The organism is Chitinophaga sp. H8, from assembly GCF_040567655.1.
GTDB lineage: Bacteria > Bacteroidota > Bacteroidia > Chitinophagales > Chitinophagaceae > Chitinophaga > Chitinophaga defluvii.
Genome location: NZ_JBEXAC010000001.1, coordinates 893,113 through 917,905, shown reverse-complemented (window position 1 = coordinate 917,905; position 24,793 = coordinate 893,113). Strand labels below are relative to the sequence as shown.

Here is a 24,793-nt window from a genome sequence, read left to right as displayed (position 1 = left end):
ACTACTGATTTTTCATCACTCCCTTACGCATCCTGTTAAGATACCAGGTATGAAAGTTTACCACATCCTCTTCAGAGGGCGCCATGGGACCTGGCTCATATCTGACAGAGCGTATCCCTTTCTGATTATTTTCACAAAGGTGCCAGTCCTGCTCCCCTGTAATTTTCCAGAACTCAGTAAGTCTTTCTATATCATAGTCTACTCCTTCCACCGCTTTACCATCTACCAGCCAGGTGAGATCCACCACAGCGCGCAAAGCATCAATAGGCGTAATACGCATGCACCAGATATAATCACTTACCCCATCCATCCAGAAATTGGGATAGTTAATCAGCCCCACGACCCCATTATCGTATTGTTTATACTGCCCCATCGGCAGGGCCGCAGGTTTTCCATCCAATGTATAACTTTCCATACCTGGACGAAGCGGATAACGGGTAGCATAATGACTGGCATCTCCTGTATTTTCAATTGTATCAACCGCTAGTCCCTGCTGCTGCCAGAGGACTTTACTTTCCGCCACTACCGCCTCCCGGTCTTCGACCAGGTTGGCACCAACCACCACACTGCAGTACTCAATGTGTACCGGGCCGCAATGATAACATTCCCTGAAATTTTCACCGATCAGTTTCCAGTTGGCCTCCAGTTCATAACGATCCCGGTAAGCCACCTTCGCATTATCCAGCTGATAAGGCCGCAGATAAGGAGAAAGCGCTGCTATCTCCTGAGAAAAGTCCGGTGGCTTATCTGCCAGGGAAATAAAGATGGCGCCTTCTATCATTGCAACATGAACAGGATGTAAGCCTAACTGGCTTTTATCAAGATCATCCGGCATTAAACGCGCACTCCGCAGGCTACCATTTTTATCATATACCCAGCTATGATAGGGGCATTTTAGTTTGTCTTCATGGCCTCTTTCTTCCAGGCAGATTGCAGAACCTCTGTGCCTGCAGGAATTATGATGCGCATATATCTGTCCATCGTCATCCCGGATTATAATTACAGACTGGTCCAATACCATATAGGTCAGATAATCACCTGATTCAGGAATTTCACAGGAGAATCCTGCAAATAACCAATGCTGTTTCCAGATATATGTCATTTCCTGCTCAAATACCTCCTGGCTGGTGTAAAATTCCCGTTCCAGGCTCCACCCCTTTTTATATTGTTCCAGCAATAGTTGCAGCGTATTCATATAATAATAATTTTAAGCACTATAATGATGAAATATTCAGGCTACATTTTGTACCATCAATGGTTTCGTTTTGGAAGGCTTTACAAAAAGCAGCAAAGAGAAGATTCCTGTAATAAAAACCACTATGCTGAATATGCCGAATATCTGCCTCATAGGCATTGTTTCATAAAGGCTGCCTATGAGTACATTGCCAGCCACTGCACCAGCACCAAAATACATAGCCCATAGCAGTGACTGTCCAGTGGTTCTCCATTGAGCAGGTACTTTTTCATTCACAAATTCTACAGAGGAGATCCATAGTAAAGTCCAGGTGATCCCATTGAGGCTCTCTATACTGATTACCATATAGGGGTTGCCATTAAGATAATACAGTAAAAACCGGAGTGCGGTACCCCATATTGCAATGACCAGCACTTTCCCCGCGTTTGTTTTCCGTAACAACCAGGCAGCTATGAAATAAAAGGGTAATTCACTGAGTGACTGTACCCCTATGGCAGTCCCGGTAATGGAAGCAGCTGCTCCAATTTCACGCATATACACTGTCAGGAAAAAAGAGCTGGCCGATTGGGTGATGGATACCAGCATAACCACCAACAAAAAGCTGAACAGGATACCGTTGTTAAGTGTTTGCCCCAGCCCCTTAAAGCTAAGATCCGCAGCAGCTACCACGGCGGGAGGAGGTTCCAGTTTGCGCGCTATCAGCCAGGCACTAAGCAAAAAAGCAGCAGTCAGATAAAACGACACGTCACTGCCATAGGTTGTTGAAAGTATCCCGGTAAGCCATGCCCCCAATCCAAATCCGGGAGCCCCCCAAAATCTTAACCTGCTATAAGATATGGTATGATCCATTGCAGCATGATCCAATGTGATGCTATCCAGCAAAGGCAGCACAGGTGTTTGAAATACAGCAAAACAGCATGTCATTATCCCAATCCACATGCTGGCTTTAGCTAATAAAGGAAAAATTCCAAATAACAATGCTGCCAACAATACAGACAGCCGGAAACAATATATTTTACCTGTTTTATCTGCCAATATTCCCCAGAAGGGTTGTACCAGCAGCATCACTAACCAGGGAATAGCAGCCAGGAATCCCATTGCTGTTCCTCCCATTCCCTGATCTTGCAGCCATATATTAAAACCAGGCATCCAGCTTCCCAGTGAAGCAAAACTGCACAGGAATACCAGCCGGAAACGATTATTTTCCGTTCGCAGCTTTTGCCACCAGGAGATGCGTTGATCTGAAATTGTGTTCATACTATACCACTACCGGCCAGGGAAAAGAAGATACGAGGTCAATTCGTTTACCAGTACGTTGTGATTCCCGGGAAGCTTCTATGATCTCCAATACGTGTAAGGAATGTTCCACATTGATCAACGGCTTTTTGCCGGTAGCCATATGTTCACAAATCACAGAAGCCCCCTCCTGCCAGACATAGGTACCTGCATCACGCACAAAACGCTGTGTCTGGGGATTGGCGCTGGTAGCCATGTCTACCCCTGCAGGCATCCAGTCGTACCCTACCATATGCATATTTCCTTTAGACCCGTATACAGAAATTGTGGGGCGCTCCTGCCCTGTCCCCTGGTGTCCATAAGGATCGAAATAATTGAAGCCGCACTGGATATGTGACAGTACCCCGCTTTTATGCTCAAAAAGTACCTGGGCATTATCTTCCGCCACAACCGGAATCGTACCTTTATCATCTACGGTACGGGTAGGGGTAATCACATTCGTCATCGCCACTACGGATTTAGCAGGGCCAAATAAACCGGTCAACGTAGCAATATTATAGACGCCCAGGTCTGGCAGACTCCCTCCATTTTCTTCATAGAAAAAAGCAGACCAACCAGGTCCTTCATGCCCATAATGCCCATGCGCAGCGGCAATTCTTCCCAGGTTACCTTCATTTATCTGTTTGGCCATGAAAGCAAACTGAGGGCTATTGACTACTGCCGGAGCCCCCCAGATCTTTACCCCTTTTGCTTTTGCCATATCCAGAATTTCACGTCCTTCGCGGTAAGTGTTAGCCAGTGGTTTTTCGCACCAAACATTTTTTCCTGCAGCAATGGCAATTTTGTTCAGCCTCCCATGTTCCTGCATGTTAGTAGTGTTTACCAACAGATCAAACGGTACTCCCGCCATCATTTTATCGATATGCGGATACCAGTTGGCACCATTAATTTTTTTTGCCGCTTTCTGGGCACGCTCCGGTTTAATGTCACAGAGGCTTACCACTTCAGCATAAGGGCAAGTAGCCAGATGTGGCAGATAAACACCAGACACACTACCACAACCGATCAGCCCTACTCTTATTTTTTTATTTACAGGAAGGATGGCCGGACCTGTTTGGGCCTTAGACCCCGTTGATCCTAATACGGCAGGAGATATAAAAGCAGCAGCACCTAACACCCCAAAATTGCTGATGAAACTTTTTCTGGTCATCTTTTTCATGAATACAAGTTTTAACACCTGGATTTCCAGGTATGATGATGATTTAAAAGCGTATATTTTTGTTTACAGGATCAGTTAATACCCCGGATTTTGTTTCAGTTTGTTATTTGCGTCGATAGCCGCCTGTGGAATAGCATACAGCAGATACTTGGGATCACTGGTATTAGGCTTGAATGGAGGTCTGGGCAAAAGGAATTTATTATACCGGATCATATCCTGCCGGGTAAACCCTTCCCAGGCGAGTTCAAACCTTCTTTCTTTATAGATATCCTCCAGTGTTACAGCAGTGTATAATTTTGAGGGGTCTGCAAATGCCCTTGCACGGATCGTATTCACCAGGCTGGTAGCTTCACCGTTGCTGCCCCCACTGCGGAGCAACGCTTCTGCTTTCATCAGGTACACATCCGCCAGGCGGAAGATGTGGAAGTCATTTTCCATACTGGTACTCAACCCTGGCTCAAACTGCCATTTTTTAATCCTGGCACCCTCTTCCTGGTTAATCCATCCCCAGCCATCCGGACCTACTTCATTCAGTACCATATCTATCGTGTGGATCAATGGGCGGCCATGTGGGGTCATGATAATTTCTCCCGCAGGATTTTTCATGGGTCCGATTAAAAAAGAGGCAGCAAACCGGGTATCTGCCGGATCAAATTCTTTAACATAAGGTGGGTTTGCAGCAATACCATTCCAGGGAGCAATGTTTAAACCAAGTGCAATCGGATCAAAATAATGCAGGGTATTAAGTGCTATATTATTTTGCCGGCCACTGCCACCAGCTCTGAAAACAGCTGAAAAGATCGCTTCCCGCGAGATATTATTGTTGGAAACAAAGTTGATATCCCATTTTTCCAGCTGATAAGGCATGGCCAACACCGTATCGCATGCCTTCACACAATCTTCCCATTTATTACCTCCTGCCGGATTCCATACAGCCGCATTGAGATACATTTTAGCCAATAAGGTATACGCAGCACCGCGGGTCATTTTACCATAGCTGGCAGGCGTTGCCACATCATTCCGTAGCTTGTCCTTGATGTCATTCAGTTCATTAACGATGAAGGTGAATACTTCCTGCCGCGTTTTTGTTTCGGGTTGCGATTTGTCCAGAAAATCTGTGACAATAGGTACATTACCATAGTGATCACAAAGGATATAATACCAGAATGCACGCACTCCCCTGATCTCAGCCAGAATCTGGTCTTTTAATTCGGGCACGATGGCTTTGTTAATATCAATCTGGTAATAAATCTGATTACACAATGATATACTGGCAGAAGGTTCAAAGTAAGAGGCATTAAATCCGCTGCTGCTGGCATTCCATTTATGCTGCATGGTTTCCTTGTACATCGGCTCACTCCAGTCGCCTCCTTTAAAACCCGGAATAGCAATCATATCCGAAGACAACCCATCCATTGTCAGGTAAGTATCCCAGTCAATGCAATGCAATTTCAAACTGCTGTAAATAGAACCAACCAATGCATTGATCTGTTCTTCACTTTTCCCGAAATCATCCACCGGCACCTGTGTATAGAGTGTTTCATCCAGCCTGGTACAAGCGGGTCCCATGGAAATCATCAGCAATACAATCAGTATAGAAGCTTTGAAATTTTTCATAATCCTTGATTGTTTCAGTTTAGAAATTAATATCAACACCAAATGAATAAGTACGTGCTCTGGGCACAAATACATTTTCCATTACTCCTGGTGCCAGGCCGCTCATATTCACTTCCGGATCAAGCCCTTTAAAGTTGGTAATCACAAACAGATTTTGTGCGGATACATACAGGCGCAGTCCGTTAATTCCCTTAAAGCCTTTCTCAATCAGATTATAGGAAAGACTGAGGTTGTCCAACCTGAGAAAAGAACCTTTCTCAATATAATAGCTGGAATACTTAGGATCATCGTTAATACCGTTAGTCAATGCTTCTTTCATAACGTTGGATCCCGGTAGCCACTTTTTATTACCATATTGTAATCTTGGATTGTTCAATACATCATTGCCATATACTCCCCTGAAAAAGACGGAAAAATTAAAGCGCTTGTAAGTAACTGCATTATAGATACCATATGTAAAACGTGGCATAGCCTGTCCGATGTAAGTATAATCAAGACTGTTAATCTCCCCATCCTTATTGATGTCTTCAAAAATGTACTTCCCGTTATTATCCAGTCCTAGTGATCTCCAGCCATAAAACGTACCTACCTCCCGGCCTTCCTCAATAATATGGCTGGTAAGATTACCGGAACCACGCAGGCTGATACCCCCGGTTTTAATACTCTCCGTCTGATACAGCTCATTAGACAACCTGTTCACCACATTTTTATTGGTAGCAAAGTTCAGGGAAGTGGTCCATTTCAGGTCTTTGGTACGGATGTTTTCTGTATTGATGGTCAGCTCAAAACCTTTGTTAGTCATATCCCCTACATTGGCCAGCGTAGTAGGATATAAGTTGGGAGGTACCGGCACATTATATACATACAGCAGATCACTTGTTTTCTTCACGTAATAATCCATAGCACCAGACAAGCGGCCACCAAAGAGCATATAATCAAATCCCACGTTCATAGTAGCAGTTTCTTCCCATTTCAGATTGGGGTTATCATTCTGCGCATATTTATACGTATTTCTCCATCTGCCATTGTCATAGTATTCATCTCCTTTTCCATATAATGCAATAGAGCTGTAAGGGCCAATACCTTCCTGGTTTCCTACTATTCCGTAACCTGCTCTGAATTTCAGTTCATCGATCACTTTACTTTCCCGCAGAAAGGCTTCATCTGAAATGGTCCAGGCAGCAGATGCGGAGGGAAAAAGTCCCCATTTGTTCTGGTTACCGAATTTTGAAGAACCATCTCTGCGTAAGGTTCCACTAACGGTATATTTGCCATCAAAGCTATAATTTGCCCTTCCGAAAAAGGAGATCAGTTTACTGAGTTCCTTCATAGAACCTACATCACCCGGAAAGAGATTTTCGCCTCCTCCCAGGTTATTGTATTCAAACTGGTCCGTGATAAAGCCCCTGTTGGCCGCCCTCATATACTGCGTATAGTTCTCTTCATATGAATACCCTGCGAGTAGTTTCAGGTTATGCTTGCCAAAACTTTTGTCATAATCTCCTGTTATCTCCATCAGATTTTTATCCCACACGCTATTTGCGCGGAAAGCATATCCCCGGTCTGTCCTGCCAGCCTGCGTAGTGATTGCATTGTAACGGCTGCTATCCTGTGTAGACCGTTGCTTGAACAGGTTAATGCCGGCTGTAAATCCGTCAAACAGTTTCGCTTTAATATTACCGTTTCCGTACAATTGGCTTGATTTAACAAGGTTCCGGTTTTCTGCGATGTTATGTACCGGGTTGCCCTGTTCCCAATCAAATTTTTCAAACCAGGTACCATCGGGGTTTTTAATATTGTAAACCGGCAGCATGGTATAAGCCAGTACAGTATTAAAACTGTTTGTAGGAGAGAAATCGCTTTGTACCGCACCTCCTACCAGTGATAAGGTTACCTTACCATCCAGTATTTTCTGATTAACAGCAAAGAGCAGATTGAGCCGCTTCACGTCATTGTCTCTCATAATACCTTCCCTGTTCAGATAGTTTACTGAAGCCCGGTAATTACCTTTATCCGAGCCGCCAGACAGGGACAGGCTATGATTATGGGAAACACCGGTACGCATAATTTCCCTGAACCAATCAGTATTACCTCCTACATCCAGCCCGGTTACATCCATGCCATTGTCTTTCGTATATGCACGCCATTCACCTGCTGTCAGTAACCTTGGTTTATTAGACACCTGATCTACTGCTATGTAGCTGTTCAGCTGGATTTTTTGTTGTCCGGCTTTTCCCTTTTTTGTGGTAATCAATATCACACCACTAGCCGATCTGGAACCATAGATGGCGGTGGCAGCCGCATCTTTGAGAACACTGATAGATTCAATGTCCTGTGGCGCCACTGAATTCATGTCCATGCCCGGCACCCCGTCTATCACTACAAATGGTGCACTTGATCCTGTAAGGGAGGAAGTACCCCTTAACCGGATTGTTTGTTTAGCTGTTACATCCCCCGTTTCCGTTGTTATCGTTAACCCGGCAACCTTACCTTGCAGCAAGTCCGCCACTGTTTGCGTAACCCCTTTGTTAAAATCCTTTTCCCCAACCACGGCAACAGATCCCGAAATGTCTTTTTTCAATTGCGAACCATATCCAATTACCACCAGTTCGTTCAGTTTGGTTTCCAACCTCGCCATCTGAATATTCACCACTGTTTTGTTATTCACAGCAATTTCCTGTGGCGCAAACCCGGTATATGAAAATACCAGGGTACTATTTTGAGGTACCGTAATTACATACTTTCCTGAAGCATCTGAGCTGGTACCTGTTTTCGTCCCTTTGAGCTGAATACTCACTCCTGGCAAAGGGGCACCTGTTTCATCCACTACTGTTCCCCTTACCTGAATAGGATCTGCCTCCATGTTTGTCTGTATCATATTTCCACCATCCCTGGGTATCACTACAATCGTTTTCTCCACTATTTTATACGTTACAGGCTGTTCTTTAAAACAAAGGTTAAGCACATAATCAAGGGAGGCATTCTTTACGTTAATCGTTACATTCCTGGTATTTTCCAGTTGTTTGCTGCTACATATAAACAAGTATCCGCTTTGTTTCTTTATCTCTGCAAATATCTGCGCCAGAGATGCATCCTTATAGGAAAACGTAAGTTGTTGTGAATAGCTAACAGCACTCACCTGGAGGGTTGATACCAACAGCAAAGCAAAAATGATTCTTTGAACATGCAAGGCAGGGATACGCCGCATCCGCCGGCATGGAACGCCATGGCGAGAGGTGTCAATTTTCATAATGTGGGAATTATTGGTTTACGTGGTAACTGTCATTTCAAAACGTGTCATCATTATCAGAAAGGATATACAACGATTTTTTCCCCTTCCTGTCTGAACCTTACTTCCTTTGTCATTGATAGCATTTCCAGCACTTTTGCCAAATCGGTATTTCTCGATATTGTTCCGGAAAAACGTATGTCCTCCAGGTCTTTTTCAAACCGGACCTCCACATCGTACCATCGGGCCAGTTGTGCCATTACGGTGTGTACATCCGAATTATCCATCTTGAATAATCCGTGCTTCCAGGCCATCACCGCTTCCAGATCGGGCATTTTATTAAGCAGGATAATTCCAACAGGCTTCACCTCTGCCTGCTGTCCCGGTTGCAGTAATTGTTCCTGCGCAGCAGGATTGCTTACCCGCACCGCCCCTTCCAACAGGGTCACCAATACTTCCTCCGGTTTTTCATAGGTATTTACATTAAAATGGGTACCCAGTACCTCTGTTGTAGCCCCTTCCGTTTCTACCAGGAACTTCCTCGAAGCATCCTTGCTTACTTCAAAATAGGCCTCTCCGGTAACCCGGACTTTTCTTTCCTTGCTGGAGAATGCAACAGGAAAACGTAAGGTACTTTCCACGTTCAGCCATACTTTACTGCCATCAGACAGCATAACAGATGATAATCCGCTCCCCCTGGGTATAGTAAGGGTATTGTACAGTTCTCCTGTTTCGTTTGAACCTGGTTCATACACAATCTCTCCATCTTCATTTTTATATACCGAAGTACTACCCTGTAAAACGATCTGGTCCGTTTTCATGCTATCTAACTGAATAACGGTACCATCAGACAGGGTAAGAGTTGCCTTTGTCTTACCTGTCATTATTGCTCCGGTGCTGATACCCGCAACAGGCATTTGCCTGGTAGTTGTCTTATTATTGCTGATATAGAAATAGATAACCGTACTGCCTAACAACATCAGTACCGCTGCTGCCACAGATACCCTCTGCCTCCATTTAGAGCGACGAGGCATGTCAATAACCGGGGCTTCTTCCGGTATTGCCGGTGTTGTTTCCAATCTGGAAATGATAGACAGAAAGATTTTTTTGCGTAATTCATCTGCTGTTTCATCCTTTAGCCATTCTATGCTAAGTCCTGGCTGGCGGTTATACCAGTCTTCGAACTGCTGTTTTTCTGCAGGGGTAATGGTACCATTTAACCATTTTTCCGCCAGGGAACTGATATCTGGTTGATCCTCCATGTGAAATTGTTAGGCTTATACAGATATAGAGGGAATTTTTCTTCCCTACCCTTAGTGGTCAAAAAAAAATTTCAGGTACTGCCTGGTCAATGGCTATAAAGAAGAAAGACAAAGGAAACTGATGGATATAATAAAAATCTACAGATATGGTTGTTAACCGTAACACTATTGTTTATCCAGGTATGGTTGATTTTCATCTGGTGTTGTTCCAAATCTCAGGATATGACCATCAGGGTCCTGTACATGCATTTCCAAAGCCCAGGAATAGTTCTGAGGCGGGGTTCTGATAGTTACCTCTTTTAATAATAAGGCTTGATACAAGGCAAAAATATCTCCTGAAAAGCCAACCCACAGCCATGTTCCTGGCACACCTTGTGCCCCCTTGCATAAATAGATACAAAAACCATCCCTGGAAATACAGGTAAAAATATCATCCCCCCATTCGTCTTCCTCAAAACCAAGTAGCTTTACATAGAAATTCCGGCTCACCGCCATATCCTTAACATACAGGATGGGATTTATGGATTCAATTTGAAAGGGAGTATCAGACATGGTGCATAGTTTAAATAGTTTGATAAACAACAGCTTAAAGAAGGAAATCAGCAGGGGAGCTACGTACGGACAGTCTATTATTCATTTTTGGGAGTCTTGCTGCCATTACCTGAAACAAAATTAAATAAAATCCCAACATTTTACGATGGCTCCTGACATAAGGTTGTCACCTGGGCTATTTACTTTTAGGGGTATAAATCGCTTATCAGATGCAGGCTGAAATATTAACCATCTATGATTCATCACTGTGTTCCGTGCATAATTTTCTGTGCCGTTGTCAGGATTGCAGTGTATCTGAAAAAGAATACCAGGAAAATTTTTCCATTGCTTATATCCGTAAGGGTAACTTTAAGTTCAATGTATTCCGGAACGATCTCGATGCATATAGTGGGCTGTTTCTGATCTGTAAGCCCGGCTATGAATATCATGTGGGCCATATCCATAATATGCCGGACGAATGCACGATCTTCTCCTTTTCACCCCATAGTACCTCCTTATTGCTCGCGCAGACAGACGCCTTTTCATTCTTTTTTAATAATCCGGATATGCAGTCTCTCCTGGTAAAGGCCACCCCTGAAATGGAATACCTGCATTTTTGTATTTTCAACCTGTTATCCACCTCCCGTTGTCCGCAATTGTATGTTGAGCAATTAATGGTGGAACTCTTTATAATGATATTATCTGCAGGATCAACAACACACCACAAAACGCATCTTACAGAAAAACAAAAAAGATATTATCTCCCGGTCATTGAAACCGTAAAGGAATTTATCAACGGGCATTATACAGAAGAGATTTCTTTGCCTCAGCTGGCTGCTCTTGGCCATATGAGTCCTTTTCATTTTAACCGGCTATTCAGACAATTCACCTTATCCTCTCCTTATGGTTATCTGCGGCAAATCAGGTTAAAAGAGGCACAGTTACAGATCAGCCATACGAAATCCTCCATCACTGCAATTGCTTTTGCTACAGGCTTTAATAGCCTGGAACACTTTTCAGCTGCCTATAAAAAACATTTTGGGCAATCTCCGGTAGCCATGCGGTCCTGAAAAACAGCAATTTTCCTTAAACCTCCCATAGTAAGGCAAGCTAGTTTTGTGCTATCAAACTTTTATACAATGAAAACACAAATCTTAGCTACACTGGAAAATGCAAAGCAATATACCCTGGCAGTAGCGGACGGAATGCCAGCTGAGCATTACCATTTTAAACCTGCAAGCGAGGTATGGGATTTTAACGAGCTGATGCATCACATTGGGTATGGCATTTACTGGTGGGAAGAAAACCTGATCCGGCAGCAGGAGTCCGACTGGCAGCCACCCAAAGTAACTTCCAGTAAAAAGCAAACTATTGCCTACCTGGAAAAGGCTTTCGACTTTTTAAAGCAGCAAGTGGAAACCATGGCAGGGGATAAAACTGCAATACAGGGGTTCCATGCCACCATCGACCATATCACCCATCACAGGGGCCAGGCTACCATACACCTGCGATGCAAAGGTATTGAACCACCAGCGTACAGATATTAGCTGATGGGGTAGGCGATTTCATGCTATAATCCCTGTATACAGCCGCCGCACTGATAAAGCTGATATCGTCCAGCTTTATCAGTGCCTTTTTTATATCATCGTGAACAGAAAGTTGTACCGGCTCCGGTGCGTTTCATTTTCATTTTCCTTTTGTTAACCCGCCCCTCCCCATCTGCCAGATTATAAAAATCGTTATCTTCGCACCCGTAATCATAATATATTTCAGGTATAAAATTTCCCCCTAATAAGTAGGCTGGTATGGCCTATGCATATAGAGAGAATAACAATCAAATACGCCCAATTATACATGCGTAATGCAAATATCAAAAAAGCAGCTATTAAGGCATTAAAGATTTTCTCCATATCGATTGCTTCCATTATTCTTTTGTTATTTTTATTGCCGGTTCTCTTTCCCAAAACGGTATCTGACAAGATAAAAACATGGACAAACAATAGTATCACGGGTGACCTTAACTTCTCAAGTGCGCGGCTATCTTTTTTCAACCATTTTCCTGCACTGACACTCACCTTATACGATTTCAGCCTGAAAGGAGCAGCCCCTTTTAAAGAAGACACCCTAATATCGGCCAATGAAGTAGCATTAGGTATCAACCTATCCAGTGTTTTCTCAAACGCTATCCATATTGACGAGATCTATCTGACCAAGGGGAATATTCATGTGTTGATAGATACCGCCGGGCATCCTAACTATAATGTTTACCAATCCAGCCCACCATCAACACAGAGCCAGCCCGACAGTGGCAGTGCATCTCTGAAAATAGAACGTATTCAGCTGGAACATTGCAATATTATATACGATGATCAGTCGCTCCCTATGTTTATCCAGGCCAAAGAAGTGAATTACCTGGGTAAAGGAGATCTTAGCAAAGCACAATTTGATCTATACTCGAAAATACGTATAGGCTCCTTTGACCTCAGTTATGATAATACCCAGTATATTTTATCCAAACAACTGAATGGAGAACTGATCACAAAAATCAATACTAATTCCCTGGATTTCATTTTTGAAAAAAATGATTTAAAGATAAATGAGTTACCCGTACGGCTGAACGGTGCATTTGGGTTCCTTAAGAATGGTTATAAAATGGACTTCCGGCTCAGCTCAATGGAATCAGCACTCCATGCCATCTTTGGCGCTTTGCCTCCTGAGTACGCAAAATGGGCAGCACACATGAATATCAGTGGTACAGCTGATGTAAATGCAACACTCATCGGGCAGTATATCGCTGAAAGCAATACCATGCCAGACCTAACCTTCAATATGAAAGTCAGAAATGGTATCATCACCCATGACAAGGCCCCTGCTCCTGTAAAAAACCTGTTCCTTAACTTTCAGTCAACATTGGCGCAGCTAAATACAGACAGCCTGTATATCAACGTAGATTCTATTTATTTCAATATCGACAAAGATTATTTCAGTTCTGTAATCCGTATCAAAGGCCTTAAAACACCGGACATTCACGTTAAGATGAATACGGATATAGACCTCGAAAAATGGAGTAAAGCAACAGGGCTTAACTCGCTCGAACTGAAAGGAAGACTACAGGCGCATCTTCAGGCTGATGGGAAATACGCTACAAGTGTGGTTTATAAAGGATTACGCAAACAGGCTGATACCATCATCAGTAGCATCCCTGTCTTTAATTTCCAATCCACCCTCCGAAACGGTTATTTTAAGTTAGCTGCAATGCCCGAAGCGGTAAACAATGTCAGTTTTAATGCACAGGCATCCTGTCCGGATGGTAATTATACTCATACACATTTCAATATAACTGATATCAATGCTAATATGCTGAGCAATTATATCAAAGGCTACTTACGGGTCAGCAATGCCCAACAGCCGTTGATTGATGCCAAGCTGGAATCTGTGCTGCATATGAGTGATATTCAAAAAGTGTATCCAATGGACAGCCTGAATATGACAGGTGACCTCGCCATCAATGTAGTTACAAAAGGCACCTATCTTCCGGCCAAACGGTTGTTTCCTGTTACTACCGGCAAGCTAACCATGAATAACGGAACGGTACAAACCAAATACTATCCCCACCCCCTAGAGAAAATAAATATTGACGCTACCATTACTAATACTACCGGTACGATGCGTTCCCTTAAGGTTGATCTTAAACCGGTATCCTTCGAATTTGAAGGCGCCCCTTTTGTGCTGAAAGCCAACCTGAATAACTTCGATAATCTGCAATATAATATTGCTTCCAACGGGATAATCAATCTTGGACGTATCTATCAGGTATTTGCGGTAAAAGGGTATGACCTGAAGGGGCTAATAAAAACAAACTTACTGCTGCGTGGCACACAAAACGATGCCACCACCGGACAGTATAACAAACTAAGCAACAGCGGTACCTTAATCGTAAAAGACATTGCCCTGACATCTGAATTATTCCCCCTCCCCTTCTTAATAAATAATGGGGTTTTCCGTTTTGACCAGGATAAAATGTGGTTTGATCAGTTTAAGGCCAGCTATGGAAAATCACTTATTAACCTGAATGGATATCTGAGTAATGTAATTGGCTATGCTACACAACCCCATCAATCTCTCCAGGGCACTTTTGATCTGAAAAGTGGCTACATTCTGGTTGATGAGATGATGATCAACGGAGATAAGGATAACAACTCTTCCGCCCCAGGTACCTCTGCTGCCTCTTCCGGTGTTGTGATGATACCAGGCAATCTGGCACTTACCCTTAATGCCTCCGCAGATAAGATCCGGTTCAAAGATATTGACATCAACGACTTCCACGGACAACTGGTAGTTGATAGCAGCAAGCTGAAATTAAACAAAACAGGCTTTACTATTATCGGTGCACCGGTAGAAATGGATGCCACCTACATTAGCCTGCAGCCGGAAAAGGCAACATTTGATTATCATATCAGCGCAAAAGAATTTGATATCAAAAGAGCTTATAATGAAATAAAGCTCTTTCATGATATGGCCTCCTCTGCCTCTTATGCCAGCGGCATTGTTGGACTGGATTATAGCCTGAGCGGAAGGCTTGATAAAAATATGAATCCGGTATATCCATCTCTGAAAGGAGGCGGTGTACTGTCTGTTAAAAAGATAAAACTGAAAGGTTTTAAGCTGTTAAATGCGGTAAGCAGCAGCACCGGTAAAGGAGACCTCAAAGATCCTGACCTTTCAGAAGTGAATATCAAAACTACTATCAATAATAACATCATCACCATTGACAGAACCAAAATGCGCATTGCTGGTTTCCGGCCGCGCTTTGAGGGGCAGGTAAGCCTTGATGGAAAGCTGAACCTAAAAGGCCGGCTGGGACTTCCCCCCTTTGGTTTATTCGGCATTCCCTTCAATGTAACCGGTACACAGAACAATCCTACTGTAAAACTACGCAGGGGAAGCGATAAAGATAAGCTGGAAGAAACAGCCGATCCGGATGAGGAAGATAAAACACCTTAATAACAAAGCCTTCACCCATCTTTTCCGGTATAAGATTTCCTGATTGCGCAAGTACTTTTCCCGATCAGAGCATCCACCTGTCTTATAAGCATTCATCTTTGTGGCAATTTTTATATAAATACTGACACAACCATGAATCTAATATTGCGGTGCATATCGCTCCTTTGCTTAACAGGACCAGCCGTTTTTGCGCAAAGCACCAACCCAAAAGACAACGACTATTCCTATCAAACAAGTGATTCTACCAGGTTATTAAAAGAGTTGATGGTATATGGTCAAAAACGCCAGATCGCCTCTATCAACAAAACACTGACTCCATTAATAGATCTGCCCATTTCTGTACAGCTCATTGATAAAAAACTAATCGAACAACAACAGATAACGGATATACGGGATGCTATTAAAAATGTAAGCGGTATTACTGTTACCGGCACTTACGGTGATGGTTATGCCATGTTTAACGGCCGGGGATTTGGGATGAACTTTAATTCCAACTTCAGATGGAATGGCATACTGATGCAAACTATCGGCAGATTATATGGCGATAATATTGAGAGAATAGAAGTTCTCAAAGGGCCGGCATCCATACAATATGGGGATGTGGCGCCGGGAGCGGTCATGAACTTTGTATCTAAAAAGCCACTCGATTACGATTATCGCAGATTTGAACTAAAGGTAGGAGAATATGGTTTTCTAAGGCCTACACTGGATCTTAGCGGTGCTTTAACATCTAAAAAGCAACTCCTGTACCGTTTAAATGCTTCTTATGAATCCGGCAATCATTTTATCGATAAAATAAATAGCAAAAGCTATTTGTTTGCACCTAGTATCACCTGGAAAATCACGACGGCATTGGAATGGAATGTTGAAATGACGGCGAAAAATGATAACCGCACCTTTGCGCCGGGCCTGGTATCCCCGGATGGTACTTTTGAAGGGCTGAAAAAGATTCCAAGGGGTCTTTTTCTTGGGGAACCGGACAACAGGCACCGAAGCGATGAGCTAAGCGGCTACTCCACGCTAAGTTATAAAATCAATAACAATCTATCTATCCGTAACGTTTCCTATTACTCCAAAGCACGGGAACAGGAAGAAGCTGTATTTTTCCCCGATCGCAAAGCAGACGAAAATGGTAATCTGAACAGGACCACAGAATTCTTTCAGACCTTCACCAAAATTGCCGGCACGACTTTGGACCTGGTAGGTAAATTCTCTACATTTGGTGTTCATCACGATTTTGTGATAGGCGCAGATTACACCCAACGGTACTATACCATGTTTTATAATGACCCCGTTGAACTGAAGCCTTTTAACATGTATCGCCCGGTATATGGTGAAAATGTTTTACCTAAAATTATTGGGTACGATGGAGATCCTGATAAACCCAGACAATATATAACCAGATATGGACTATATGCACAGGATCAGCTGAAAATGTGGGATGAAAGAATACATCTTATGCTAGGACTACGTTTCAATAAAACAGTGCAGGGAACTAAATATACTGCTGCAAATCCGGTACCTGCAAATTACAAAGATGATGTAAAACAGCCTGTTTCTCCCCGCATTGCCCTCTTGATAAAGCCCTTAAAAGATTTATCCGTATACGCTTCCTATACCCAATCCTATGAACAAAACGGCTGGGATGAACTTACAAACATCATGTTGCAGTCTACCGATGCCAAACAGATTGAGTTTGGTGCAAAGTCTAATATCTTCAGTGGCAAGCTGGGCATTGGGTTATCCGTATTCCAGATAGATAAGAAGAATATTGTTGGTTATGTGTTTGGATTAGACGCAGCGCCGGAATGGCCTCACCTCGCATATAACGAATATTATAAATGGGCTATGTACCAGGGGGGCCATCATCGAAGCCGGGGGGTAGAACTGGACATCAATGGAAAAATCACGCCACAGCTGAGCATCAATGTGGCTACCTCTTATATCAATGCCACCGTAATAAATGATCCTGCCTTTAAAACAGGCAATCAACTGGAAGGAAATGCAAAACAAACATTTAATATCTGGGCCAATTACGCGTTGGATAAAGGCACACTAAAAGGATTAGAATTGGGCTATGGCTTTTTCTACAAAGGTAAATTCTATGCTTCCACGGAGAATCTACCAGATGAAGTAGTAAAATCTTACTGGAGTATGGATGCCAGCATAGGCTATACTTACCGTAATTTCTTTACCAGGTTTAATGTGTCCAACTTTACCAATAATATTGGCTACCTGGCGAGAAGAGGAATGTATGAGCCATTATGGGTACGCAGATCTATGCTGAGTATAGGCGTAAGGTTTTAGGTCTTATCCGGGATAGATTATAATATGCAAGTTCTTACCGTTATATTTATAGGACGTGACAGCTGCCATAACACTGCTCTTATGATATAATATGCAATGATGAAACAAACTGTAAAGATTTCAATTGTATGCTTTCTGGTAACGTTTGCCCTGCACACTACGGGCATACAGGCACAGTCCAGCCAGTCGGTAAAGGAACCTACCTATCAAAATCCGTTGCCGGTAGAGTTTGGGGACCCATATGTTATGCATGTAAAAGGAGATAAATATTACATGTATGGAACCGGAGGCATTGCAAAAAATGGTTTTGCAGCTTATTCCTCTACCGATCTGGTAAACTGGAAAGATGAGGGACAAGTATATTATGCCAGTAACAGCGGTGGCTGGAGTGATTCCACCGCTGCATGGAATGGCGCCTACTGGGCACCGGAAGTGTATGAATACAAAGGCCGGTTTTATATGTTCTACAGCGCCCAATGGAAAGAGAACCCCAATAATGAACTTGAAAATTTCCGTATCGGGGTAGCTGTAGCAGACCGCCCTACCGGGCCATTTATTGACATTAATAACGGGCCTGTTTTTGATCCCGGCTACCCTATCATCGATGCCAATGTGCTGTTCGAAAAAAATGGCAAATGCTATCTTTATTACTCCCGTTGCTGCTACAAGCACCCGGTAGAAAGTGAAGTAGCTACCTGGGCAAAACAAAAAGGATGGTTTGACACTATCGAAGAAAGCTGGGTATATGGGGTTGAGTTGAAACCCGATTTCAGTGGGGTAATAGGAGAACCGGTACTATTGTTACGTCCCCCTGTAAAAATGAATGATCAACAGGCTGAATGGGAAAGTCGCTCAGTTACGTCCAAGGAAGTTAACCGCAGGTGGACAGAAGGGTCTGTTGCTTTTAAAAAGGGGAACACTTACTATATGATGTACTCTGCCAATTACTTCGGTGGCAAGAATTATGCAGTAGGCTATGCCACCTCCAAAAGCCCGTTAGGGCCGTTTATCAAAGCAGCGAATAATCCTGTATTGCAAAAAAATATTGAAACAGGTGGTGTAGTGACCGGAACAGGGCATAATAGTATTACCTACTCCCCTGACGGAAAAGAAATGTTTTGTGTATATCATGCCCGGACTTCTTTGACGGGTGAAAAACGCGTTGTTTTTATTGACAGGATGAAAATATTAAAAGACCACAGGCTTGTTGTAGAGGGCCCTACGACCACACCACAAAGCGTACCAACAAGCAAATGATATTAGGTGGGTTGATATAAAGCTTACCCGGTAAGCTGGCATAAAAGTGCTGCCCCATTTAAGAAAACATTCCGTAAAATATTATTTACGGAATGTTTTCTTTTTAAAGAAGGTGAACACCTAATAAGCTGCTCTTTAGTTCCAGTTATCAATTTTGATATCAATAGGATTAGGTTTGCCTTTTCCCGTTTCTATCAGCGACTTGAGGCTCATTAGAAATATAGCCCACTTGGTACTGCAATGGTGCATGAACTCTATAGGTTCCTTCCAGTTCAGATGCCTGAATAGTACGATAACATAATCGCCATCCTGCTTAAGTTCAAAATTTATGATGGTGCCTATCCATTCCTCCGGACCATCTGCTACTTCCCATTCTACCAGATCAGGCGCATTGAGTTTCCGGACTTTCATATCGAACCCTCCAGCACCAAACCGGAACGCTATGATATTCCCCACCTGGGTACCTTCTCCTTTAGTATCGGTAGTCCACCAGTCAGCTAGACCGTCTTGGGTAGTCAAGGCACGGTATACTTCATCAATAGACGAAGTTTTGATTCCTACCCGATGTAAGATGTTTGCCATAATTGATTATTTTTTTCAAAGGTACCGGCTTACGCAAACTTTCATAGTGTGCAGAATGGACAATTTCAGAGGCGATCCGGACAATCTGCTAGACTTTCAGTTCCTGGCGCGCATCAGTGAGGATGATGCAATATCCACATCAGCAAATTGCCATGCTTTGTCGAATGCTGACTTAACTTTTTGCGCTTCACTATGTTTGTTTTGAGGCATTAACGAATTATATAATCCTATCAATGCCCAGCCGTTATTTCTCCATGTTTGTAAATCCTCCCGATAAATACTTTCCGCTTCACTGTGTTTTCCGGCATCCAGCAATGCTGCTCCCAGATAATGCCTTACAGAAAAAAACCAGTCGGGTGGTTCATTATAATTCAGTTTGTCTTCTAAAGCGACAGCTTCCCGGAGCAAGGGAATGGAGACATCTAAATGATTTTGTTTTGCAGCTACTTCGGCAGACAATACCTTTAAGGCTATTAGTGCAAGATCGGCTGTGGTATTTATGTTCCAGACAGTAAGCTGTTGAAGTGAAGAGTCGGCCGCCAATATTTTCAGACTGTCCAGTTCTTTTTGTGCATCGGAGATCTTGTTTTTACCTCCCAAAGCCATCCCCCTCGCATAACGCCACATTGCCTGCAAATACACCAGATCTTCTGCTGGTTGAGGAATAGAAAGAATAGTATCCCACATACCAAATTTTACAGCAATATAATAAGGTATCGTATAATAATGTTGCAAAGTACCCCATCCAGGCAAACGCATAATATCCTCTGCGGTATCATCCTGAAGTTTTTTTGCAGAATTCCATGCCAATGCAGAATTCCCCTCCAGTGTTGCCATTGCTGCCAGGAAATGGTAATTATGCGGGTAATAGGCAAGTGGGTATGCCCCTTGGGCATGACAGGCAGTTACGTAACTGCTGTCTACCTGCACTGCACGGATATTGCCAAGTACACCAAGATGATAATCACCTGTATTGATATAAATATGGGAAGGCATATGTACCAAATGCCCGGCTCCGGGCACCAATGTATCCAGTGAGCGCGCACTTGCCAGGGCTTTTTCAGGTGTAGCGGATGCCTCTACTGCATGAATATAGAAATGATGTGCTCCAGGATGTACCGGATTAATTTTGATCAGGTGCTCCAACACCGCCAGTAATTCCGGCGTCCAGGCCCTGGGCTTTTTTGTCTTCTTCTCATACAAGTCCCATGGATGGACATCCATCAATGCCTCTGCATACAAGGCCCCAATATCAGGGTCTGTCGGATATTGGGCATATACTTTCTTCATAGCTGCTGCATAGGCACTATCCAGGGCGCTACGGTCCGACGGCGCAGGCATTTCATAACGGTAAGTCAATGCATCAATCAATGCTTTTTCCTTTTGCGTACACTTTGCCCGCAATGACTTTGCCTTTGCAGTTGCCTCATAAGCCCGCTGAAAATTGTCTTCTTCCATGCCTGCATTATAATTAGGCCCCAGTACATAAGCAAAACCCCAATACGCCATCGCACAGGTAGTATCCAACCGGGCTGCCTCGTAAAAAGACCGTGCTGCTTCTGCATGATTAAATCCATAAAGCAACATCATTCCCTGGTTAAAATATTCCTGCACTTCCTTATTACTCGTTGAAATCCTGAAGTTTATACCTTGCAGGCCTTCAAACTTAGGCGCCTTTTTACCTGAGGCATACCAGTCCTTGTCTGTTATTCTTCCGGAATAACAGCGCATATCCTGTGATTTTTTAGTGGTTTCCTTTGTCCCCCTTGTTTTAGAGCTGTTATTGCATGCAAGGAGTAATAAAATTGAGATAAATGTCAGATAGTTTTGTTTCATCAGCAGCTTATTTAATTGATTAGTATTTAATAAGCTCTGCATTACTTTTAACGTATTACCAAAGAATTGGTATCGCGTATTTTTTAGCCCATCCTAATTTACAAAAAAAACCGGAAAGACGGTTAAATAGTAGCATACAAATATCCGTAACCGTACTAACCCCGATGCCCAAAGAAAACTGTTGAAAAAGTTAAACGGGAATATCCAAACGTAAAAATTATTGTTCCGGGCCACGGAGAATACGGCAACAAAAAATTGCTGGATTATACGATTCATTTATTTAAAACTAAATAATCGACCAGCTGCTGCGGGAGTATATCTACCCCATCCTAGCATTCATTTACTGGAAAAGATTGGTGTTGCCATAAAAGTGGTTTGTATATTACCTTTGCGACGACATAAATAAGAAACATGAGTCAATTTCCGCATATAAACCTGCCATTAAAAGATAAACTGACATTCACTGCCAATCCGGTAAATGTAGTATCATTACCCGATGGAGAGATTCTGATGAACTTTGCAAGTCAGCCGCTGATTACCAAGCTCAATGCAAATCTTGAAATTGTTTGGGAAAAAATCATCCAGGGGGAGCATACGAACTATGTAAGCAGTAAACTCGCAGCCTCTTCTGATGGCCGCCTGATTGCTATTGCAGGTATGACCGATATTCGTATTCTCGATGCAGAAGGCACTGAAGTATTACATTCCGTAGCTCATCGCTCCTGGGGCTGGTTTCTGGGTGCAGCCTGTTATTTCAGCAGGGATAATAAAACGATCTGGTATGTATTACCAGGTGATGAAAATGAAATGGATGAACTACAGGTAATGGATGTCACTACTTTTGAAGTAATTGCCTCTTACCCGCTGCTGGAAAGCCATCAGTACACCTATGCATTTCATGCTACCCCCTGCAATCACATTATCCTGCTGGAAGCCTCGGCGGGCCAGGAGGAATCCAGGTTGATGCAGTTACAGCTGACTGATGGTATTGTTTCCCTTACTAAACTTACCCAATGTGATAATATGATCATGGGCAATTTTGCACCATCCGGAAAAGAGTTTACTATGGCTCCTCATTATGATGAACCATTAGCGATCTACTCCTTCCCTGAAATTGCCAGGATAGCGGAGCAGGATCAGGTAGCTATTTTCGATGGTAGTAAAGATTTTCCTGCTACTGAACCGGATAATATCAACTACAGTGTATTTTTTGTAGATGATAATAACCTCCTGATAGTTTCCCAGTTCGGGAGGTTGTTATTGCTGGACAGCAAAGATTTACATTGTAAGGCAGAAGTAATGCCAGAGGGTATCGCATTTACCGCATATGACCTGGATGGCAATCCTACTACCAACCCGGATTATACCTATGATTACAGCAGTAATATTATCAACGTAATAATGGTACATGACAAGCTGTTGCTGACAACCGGTGATGGCCAGTTACGCTGTTATGATCTGCCTGTATGATAACATTTACCACATTCGTTTTAGGGATACCAGTATAAGTTTGAAAAGATAAATTTACTTTTGAAAAAAGAAGGATTTTATGTAATATTATCTTGAGCTTTACATTGTTATACCCATATGAAACCTATTTATTTAAAAACCCTTACAGCACTTATAATTTTATCACAGTACTGCAATGGGCAACAGACTAATACGGAAGCAGTAATCAAGAGCAACAACCCCTTAAAAACGCCGCTTGACAGCCTGGTACAGCGGGCAGCTGAGCATTACATGCAATCTCCGGCAACCTTTGATTTGTCTATCGGTGTAATTAAAAACGGGATACCCCATCAGTATACCTTCCATCGTGGAACGGGTGCTTTAAGCCAAAATACTACCTTTTTTGGTCTAGGTTCCATCGCAAAAACTTTTGTTGGGATAATGCTTGCCCAGGCAGTCATTGAAAAGAAAGTACAACTAACCGATGACATCCGTAAGTATTTACCTAGTGACTACCCTAATTTACAATATCAGGGGCATCCCGTTCGCTTGGTAGATCTGGCAAATCATACCTCAGCTTTACCCGCCATGTCAAGGGACTACGATGATAAATATCTTGACAGCATTACCAAATTGAAACCCGAAGCGTTCCGGGATTTTTATCGCGTTTATACGGTTGATAGCTTGTTCAGGGATATGCACCAGTTTACACTTGACACTATTCCAGGAACTAAATACCGTTATAATGGAAATGCGATGATGGTACTTATCGCTATATTACAACGTGTCTACCATATGCCTTACCATCAGCTTGTTACTTCATTTCTGAAAAAGCAGATCGGAATAGTAAACACCACTCCTCAGTTGACTGCAAGAGAAGAAAAACAACTTATTGCCGGCCACGATGAAAATGGCAAAGTATTAACTTTTATTCCTGATAATGGTTTCAGAGCAGCGCCTTCCATGTATTCGACACCAGCAGATATGCTTACCTATGCTACGGCTAACCTAAACAAGAAAAATCCTGCTATTAACCTAAGTCATAAAATTACCTTTACAAAACCTGATGGCATGAGTATGGGGCTAAGCTGGATGTTGGATAAGGAAGACAATGGTTTACCTTTTATTATGCATACAGGCAGGGATGGATGTGGCTTTATTTCCCTGTGCTACCTTTATCCTGATAATGAAGCCGCCATTATTATATTGGTAAATGACAGCAGTGGCCAGGAAAGGGTGGCTGATTTAAAGCATGAACTTATTTCCAATCTGTTGCAATTGTAGTATCTTCTTCAAACTCCTTGAATTATTTATATTGAACAAAAAACGGGGTTGAATTTCTACCTGGAAGGTTCCAGCAGGATTAAGGAAAAAATCCCAATACACTACTACTAGGCGATAATAAATTATCATCACCAATAGATTGGCAAAAATTGGCAATGATAACAAGCAACAGCCTTGATACTATCGTGAAATTTCAGCGAGTACCTGGTCTCTGCGATTCGACAAAGTGCCACTTACTTCAATCGCCTCTATGCTTAAATCTCCAATCCAATCATACAACAAATCATTAACCCGGCTTCTGAGCTTTGGCTGATCTGTCTGATGACCGGATATCAGGTCTGGCTCTTCTATAGGAACAAACACCAGCAGATCGATTTCAGCAATTATTTTTTGGGCTGTTTCAAATAGTAATTGAATATTCCTGCCTGGATCAATAACATGAAGATATGCCAGGATATCAATAACACATCTGTCGAATATTACATTGCCTTCGCTTTTGGAAACCAATTTGACCGAACAATTAAACTGTTCTATAAAATCCTCTACAGTAGGAATTTCTGAAAATTCATACCCTGAAGCTTCCAATTGATAATATGGTTCCATTTCGAGTGTATAGCCTGGAAGATGCTCCAGGAGTTCTTCCGCCAATGTCGTTTTACCAACCTTGTGAGCACCTACTATCGCTATTCTCATATTTCAGTTCGATTTGTGATATGACAAAAGTAAAACAGGTTCGTGAATTCGAACCTGTTTTATTTTGTGATCCCGCTGGGACTATATCAAAG

Annotated in this window: 17 protein-coding genes and 1 pseudogene; 8 read left to right on the top strand and 10 right to left on the bottom strand. The window is 42.8% G+C overall.

The window, feature by feature from the left end; all coding sequences use genetic code 11:
* Position 1 precedes the first annotated feature (1 nt).
* From ABR189_RS03560 to ABR189_RS03530, 7 genes are all read right to left on the bottom strand, one after another.
* Positions 2 to 1,195 carry an aromatic ring-hydroxylating oxygenase subunit alpha gene (locus ABR189_RS03560; RefSeq protein WP_354659065.1) on the bottom strand — a complete coding sequence of 398 codons (1,194 nt, stop codon included), beginning with the start codon at positions 1,193 to 1,195 and terminating at the stop codon, positions 2 to 4.
* 36 nt (positions 1,196 to 1,231) lie between these two features.
* Entirely contained in the window at positions 1,232 to 2,452 is a 1,221-nt protein-coding gene (locus tag ABR189_RS03555) for an MFS transporter (protein ID WP_354659064.1), read from the bottom strand.
* 1 nt (position 2,453) lies between these two features.
* Positions 2,454 to 3,650: a Gfo/Idh/MocA family protein gene (locus ABR189_RS03550; RefSeq protein ID WP_354659063.1), complete on the bottom strand. Its 1,197-nt coding sequence runs from the start codon at positions 3,648 to 3,650 to the stop codon at positions 2,454 to 2,456.
* 75 nt (positions 3,651 to 3,725) lie between these two features.
* Complete coding sequence (locus ABR189_RS03545) at positions 3,726 to 5,267, bottom strand: RagB/SusD family nutrient uptake outer membrane protein (protein WP_354659062.1); 1,542 nt, start codon at positions 5,265 to 5,267, stop codon at positions 3,726 to 3,728.
* Between the two features lie 19 nt (positions 5,268 to 5,286).
* Complete coding sequence (locus ABR189_RS03540) at positions 5,287 to 8,517, bottom strand: TonB-dependent receptor (RefSeq protein WP_354659061.1); 3,231 nt, start codon at positions 8,515 to 8,517, stop codon at positions 5,287 to 5,289.
* A 56-nt stretch (positions 8,518 to 8,573) separates the two neighbouring features.
* A complete protein-coding gene (locus tag ABR189_RS03535) occupies positions 8,574 to 9,758 on the bottom strand; it encodes a FecR domain-containing protein (protein WP_354659060.1) in 1,185 nt (394 codons plus the stop codon).
* Between the two features lie 165 nt (positions 9,759 to 9,923).
* Entirely contained in the window at positions 9,924 to 10,310 is a 387-nt protein-coding gene (locus tag ABR189_RS03530; protein WP_354659059.1) for a glyoxalase superfamily protein, read from the bottom strand.
* Between the two features lie 209 nt (positions 10,311 to 10,519).
* On the opposite strand from ABR189_RS03530, the gene ABR189_RS03525 reads away from it, so the two are divergent.
* The 5 genes from ABR189_RS03525 (at position 10,520) to ABR189_RS03505 (ending at position 18,857) form a co-directional block, all read left to right on the top strand.
* Positions 10,520 to 11,359 (top strand): helix-turn-helix domain-containing protein, encoded by an 840-nt coding sequence (locus tag ABR189_RS03525; RefSeq protein WP_354659058.1) that lies wholly within the window; start codon positions 10,520 to 10,522, stop codon positions 11,357 to 11,359.
* Positions 11,360 to 11,428: 69 nt separating this feature from the next.
* A complete protein-coding gene (locus tag ABR189_RS03520) occupies positions 11,429 to 11,836 on the top strand; it encodes a DinB family protein (protein WP_354659057.1) in 408 nt (135 codons plus the stop codon).
* 307 nt (positions 11,837 to 12,143) lie between these two features.
* Positions 12,144 to 15,293 carry an AsmA family protein gene (locus ABR189_RS03515; protein WP_354659056.1) on the top strand — a complete coding sequence of 1,050 codons (3,150 nt, stop codon included), beginning with the start codon at positions 12,144 to 12,146 and terminating at the stop codon, positions 15,291 to 15,293.
* A gap of 132 nt (positions 15,294 to 15,425) precedes the next feature.
* Positions 15,426 to 17,600 (top strand): TonB-dependent siderophore receptor, encoded by a 2,175-nt coding sequence (locus ABR189_RS03510; RefSeq protein ID WP_354659055.1) that lies wholly within the window; start codon positions 15,426 to 15,428, stop codon positions 17,598 to 17,600.
* Between the two features lie 96 nt (positions 17,601 to 17,696).
* Positions 17,697 to 18,857 (top strand): glycoside hydrolase family 43 protein, encoded by a 1,161-nt coding sequence (locus tag ABR189_RS03505; protein WP_354659054.1) that lies wholly within the window; start codon positions 17,697 to 17,699, stop codon positions 18,855 to 18,857.
* 135 nt (positions 18,858 to 18,992) lie between these two features.
* Here ABR189_RS03505 and ABR189_RS03500 read toward each other — a convergent pair whose 3' ends face one another.
* Together ABR189_RS03500 and ABR189_RS03495 are read right to left on the bottom strand one after the other, a co-directional pair.
* The gene (locus ABR189_RS03500; RefSeq protein ID WP_354659053.1) at positions 18,993 to 19,439 is read right to left on the bottom strand and encodes an SRPBCC family protein; all 447 of its coding nucleotides are present in this window, start codon (positions 19,437 to 19,439) and stop codon (positions 18,993 to 18,995) included.
* Positions 19,440 to 19,535: 96 nt separating this feature from the next.
* Positions 19,536 to 21,275, bottom strand: a complete 1,740-nt coding sequence (locus tag ABR189_RS03495; RefSeq protein ID WP_354659052.1) for a hypothetical protein — start codon at positions 21,273 to 21,275, stop codon at positions 19,536 to 19,538.
* Between the two features lie 177 nt (positions 21,276 to 21,452).
* Here ABR189_RS03495 and ABR189_RS03490 point away from each other — a divergent pair.
* The 3 genes and pseudogenes from ABR189_RS03490 to ABR189_RS03480 form a co-directional block, all read left to right on the top strand.
* Positions 21,453 to 21,569 (top strand): annotated as a pseudogene (locus tag ABR189_RS03490) (subclass B1 metallo-beta-lactamase); the annotation flags it as partial.
* Positions 21,570 to 21,686: 117 nt separating this feature from the next.
* Positions 21,687 to 22,745 carry a WD40 repeat domain-containing protein gene (locus ABR189_RS03485; protein ID WP_354659051.1) on the top strand — a complete coding sequence of 353 codons (1,059 nt, stop codon included), beginning with the start codon at positions 21,687 to 21,689 and terminating at the stop codon, positions 22,743 to 22,745.
* Between the two features lie 117 nt (positions 22,746 to 22,862).
* The gene (locus ABR189_RS03480; protein WP_354659050.1) at positions 22,863 to 24,008 is read left to right on the top strand and encodes a serine hydrolase domain-containing protein; all 1,146 of its coding nucleotides are present in this window, start codon (positions 22,863 to 22,865) and stop codon (positions 24,006 to 24,008) included.
* Between the two features lie 180 nt (positions 24,009 to 24,188).
* Here the strand turns inward: ABR189_RS03480 and ABR189_RS03475 are convergent, their stop codons facing one another.
* Positions 24,189 to 24,701: an AAA family ATPase gene (locus ABR189_RS03475; RefSeq protein WP_354659049.1), complete on the bottom strand. Its 513-nt coding sequence runs from the start codon at positions 24,699 to 24,701 to the stop codon at positions 24,189 to 24,191.
* Between the last annotated feature and the right edge of the window lie 92 nt (positions 24,702 to 24,793).

What these genes read in the sequence shown, in the direction of transcription:
- ABR189_RS03560 (WP_354659065.1), bottom strand. Translation starts at nt 1,195, where the DNA reads ATGAATACGCTGCAACTATTGCTGGAACAATATAAAAAGGGGTGGAGC.
- ABR189_RS03555 (WP_354659064.1), bottom strand. Translation starts at nt 2,452, where the DNA reads ATGAACACAATTTCAGATCAACGCATCTCCTGGTGGCAAAAGCTGCGA.
- ABR189_RS03550 (WP_354659063.1), bottom strand. Translation starts at nt 3,650, where the DNA reads ATGAAAAAGATGACCAGAAAAAGTTTCATCAGCAATTTTGGGGTGTTA.
- ABR189_RS03545 (WP_354659062.1), bottom strand. Translation starts at nt 5,267, where the DNA reads ATGAAAAATTTCAAAGCTTCTATACTGATTGTATTGCTGATGATTTCC.
- ABR189_RS03540 (WP_354659061.1), bottom strand. Translation starts at nt 8,517, where the DNA reads ATGAAAATTGACACCTCTCGCCATGGCGTTCCATGCCGGCGGATGCGG.
- ABR189_RS03535 (WP_354659060.1), bottom strand. Translation starts at nt 9,758, where the DNA reads ATGGAGGATCAACCAGATATCAGTTCCCTGGCGGAAAAATGGTTAAAT.
- ABR189_RS03530 (WP_354659059.1), bottom strand. Translation starts at nt 10,310, where the DNA reads ATGTCTGATACTCCCTTTCAAATTGAATCCATAAATCCCATCCTGTAT.
- ABR189_RS03525 (WP_354659058.1), top strand. Translation starts at nt 10,520, where the DNA reads ATGCAGGCTGAAATATTAACCATCTATGATTCATCACTGTGTTCCGTG.
- ABR189_RS03520 (WP_354659057.1), top strand. Translation starts at nt 11,429, where the DNA reads ATGAAAACACAAATCTTAGCTACACTGGAAAATGCAAAGCAATATACC.
- ABR189_RS03515 (WP_354659056.1), top strand. Translation starts at nt 12,144, where the DNA reads ATGCGTAATGCAAATATCAAAAAAGCAGCTATTAAGGCATTAAAGATT.
- ABR189_RS03510 (WP_354659055.1), top strand. Translation starts at nt 15,426, where the DNA reads ATGAATCTAATATTGCGGTGCATATCGCTCCTTTGCTTAACAGGACCA.
- ABR189_RS03505 (WP_354659054.1), top strand. Translation starts at nt 17,697, where the DNA reads ATGATGAAACAAACTGTAAAGATTTCAATTGTATGCTTTCTGGTAACG.
- ABR189_RS03500 (WP_354659053.1), bottom strand. Translation starts at nt 19,439, where the DNA reads ATGGCAAACATCTTACATCGGGTAGGAATCAAAACTTCGTCTATTGAT.
- ABR189_RS03495 (WP_354659052.1), bottom strand. Translation starts at nt 21,275, where the DNA reads ATGAAACAAAACTATCTGACATTTATCTCAATTTTATTACTCCTTGCA.
- ABR189_RS03485 (WP_354659051.1), top strand. Translation starts at nt 21,687, where the DNA reads ATGAGTCAATTTCCGCATATAAACCTGCCATTAAAAGATAAACTGACA.
- ABR189_RS03480 (WP_354659050.1), top strand. Translation starts at nt 22,863, where the DNA reads ATGAAACCTATTTATTTAAAAACCCTTACAGCACTTATAATTTTATCA.
- ABR189_RS03475 (WP_354659049.1), bottom strand. Translation starts at nt 24,701, where the DNA reads ATGAGAATAGCGATAGTAGGTGCTCACAAGGTTGGTAAAACGACATTG.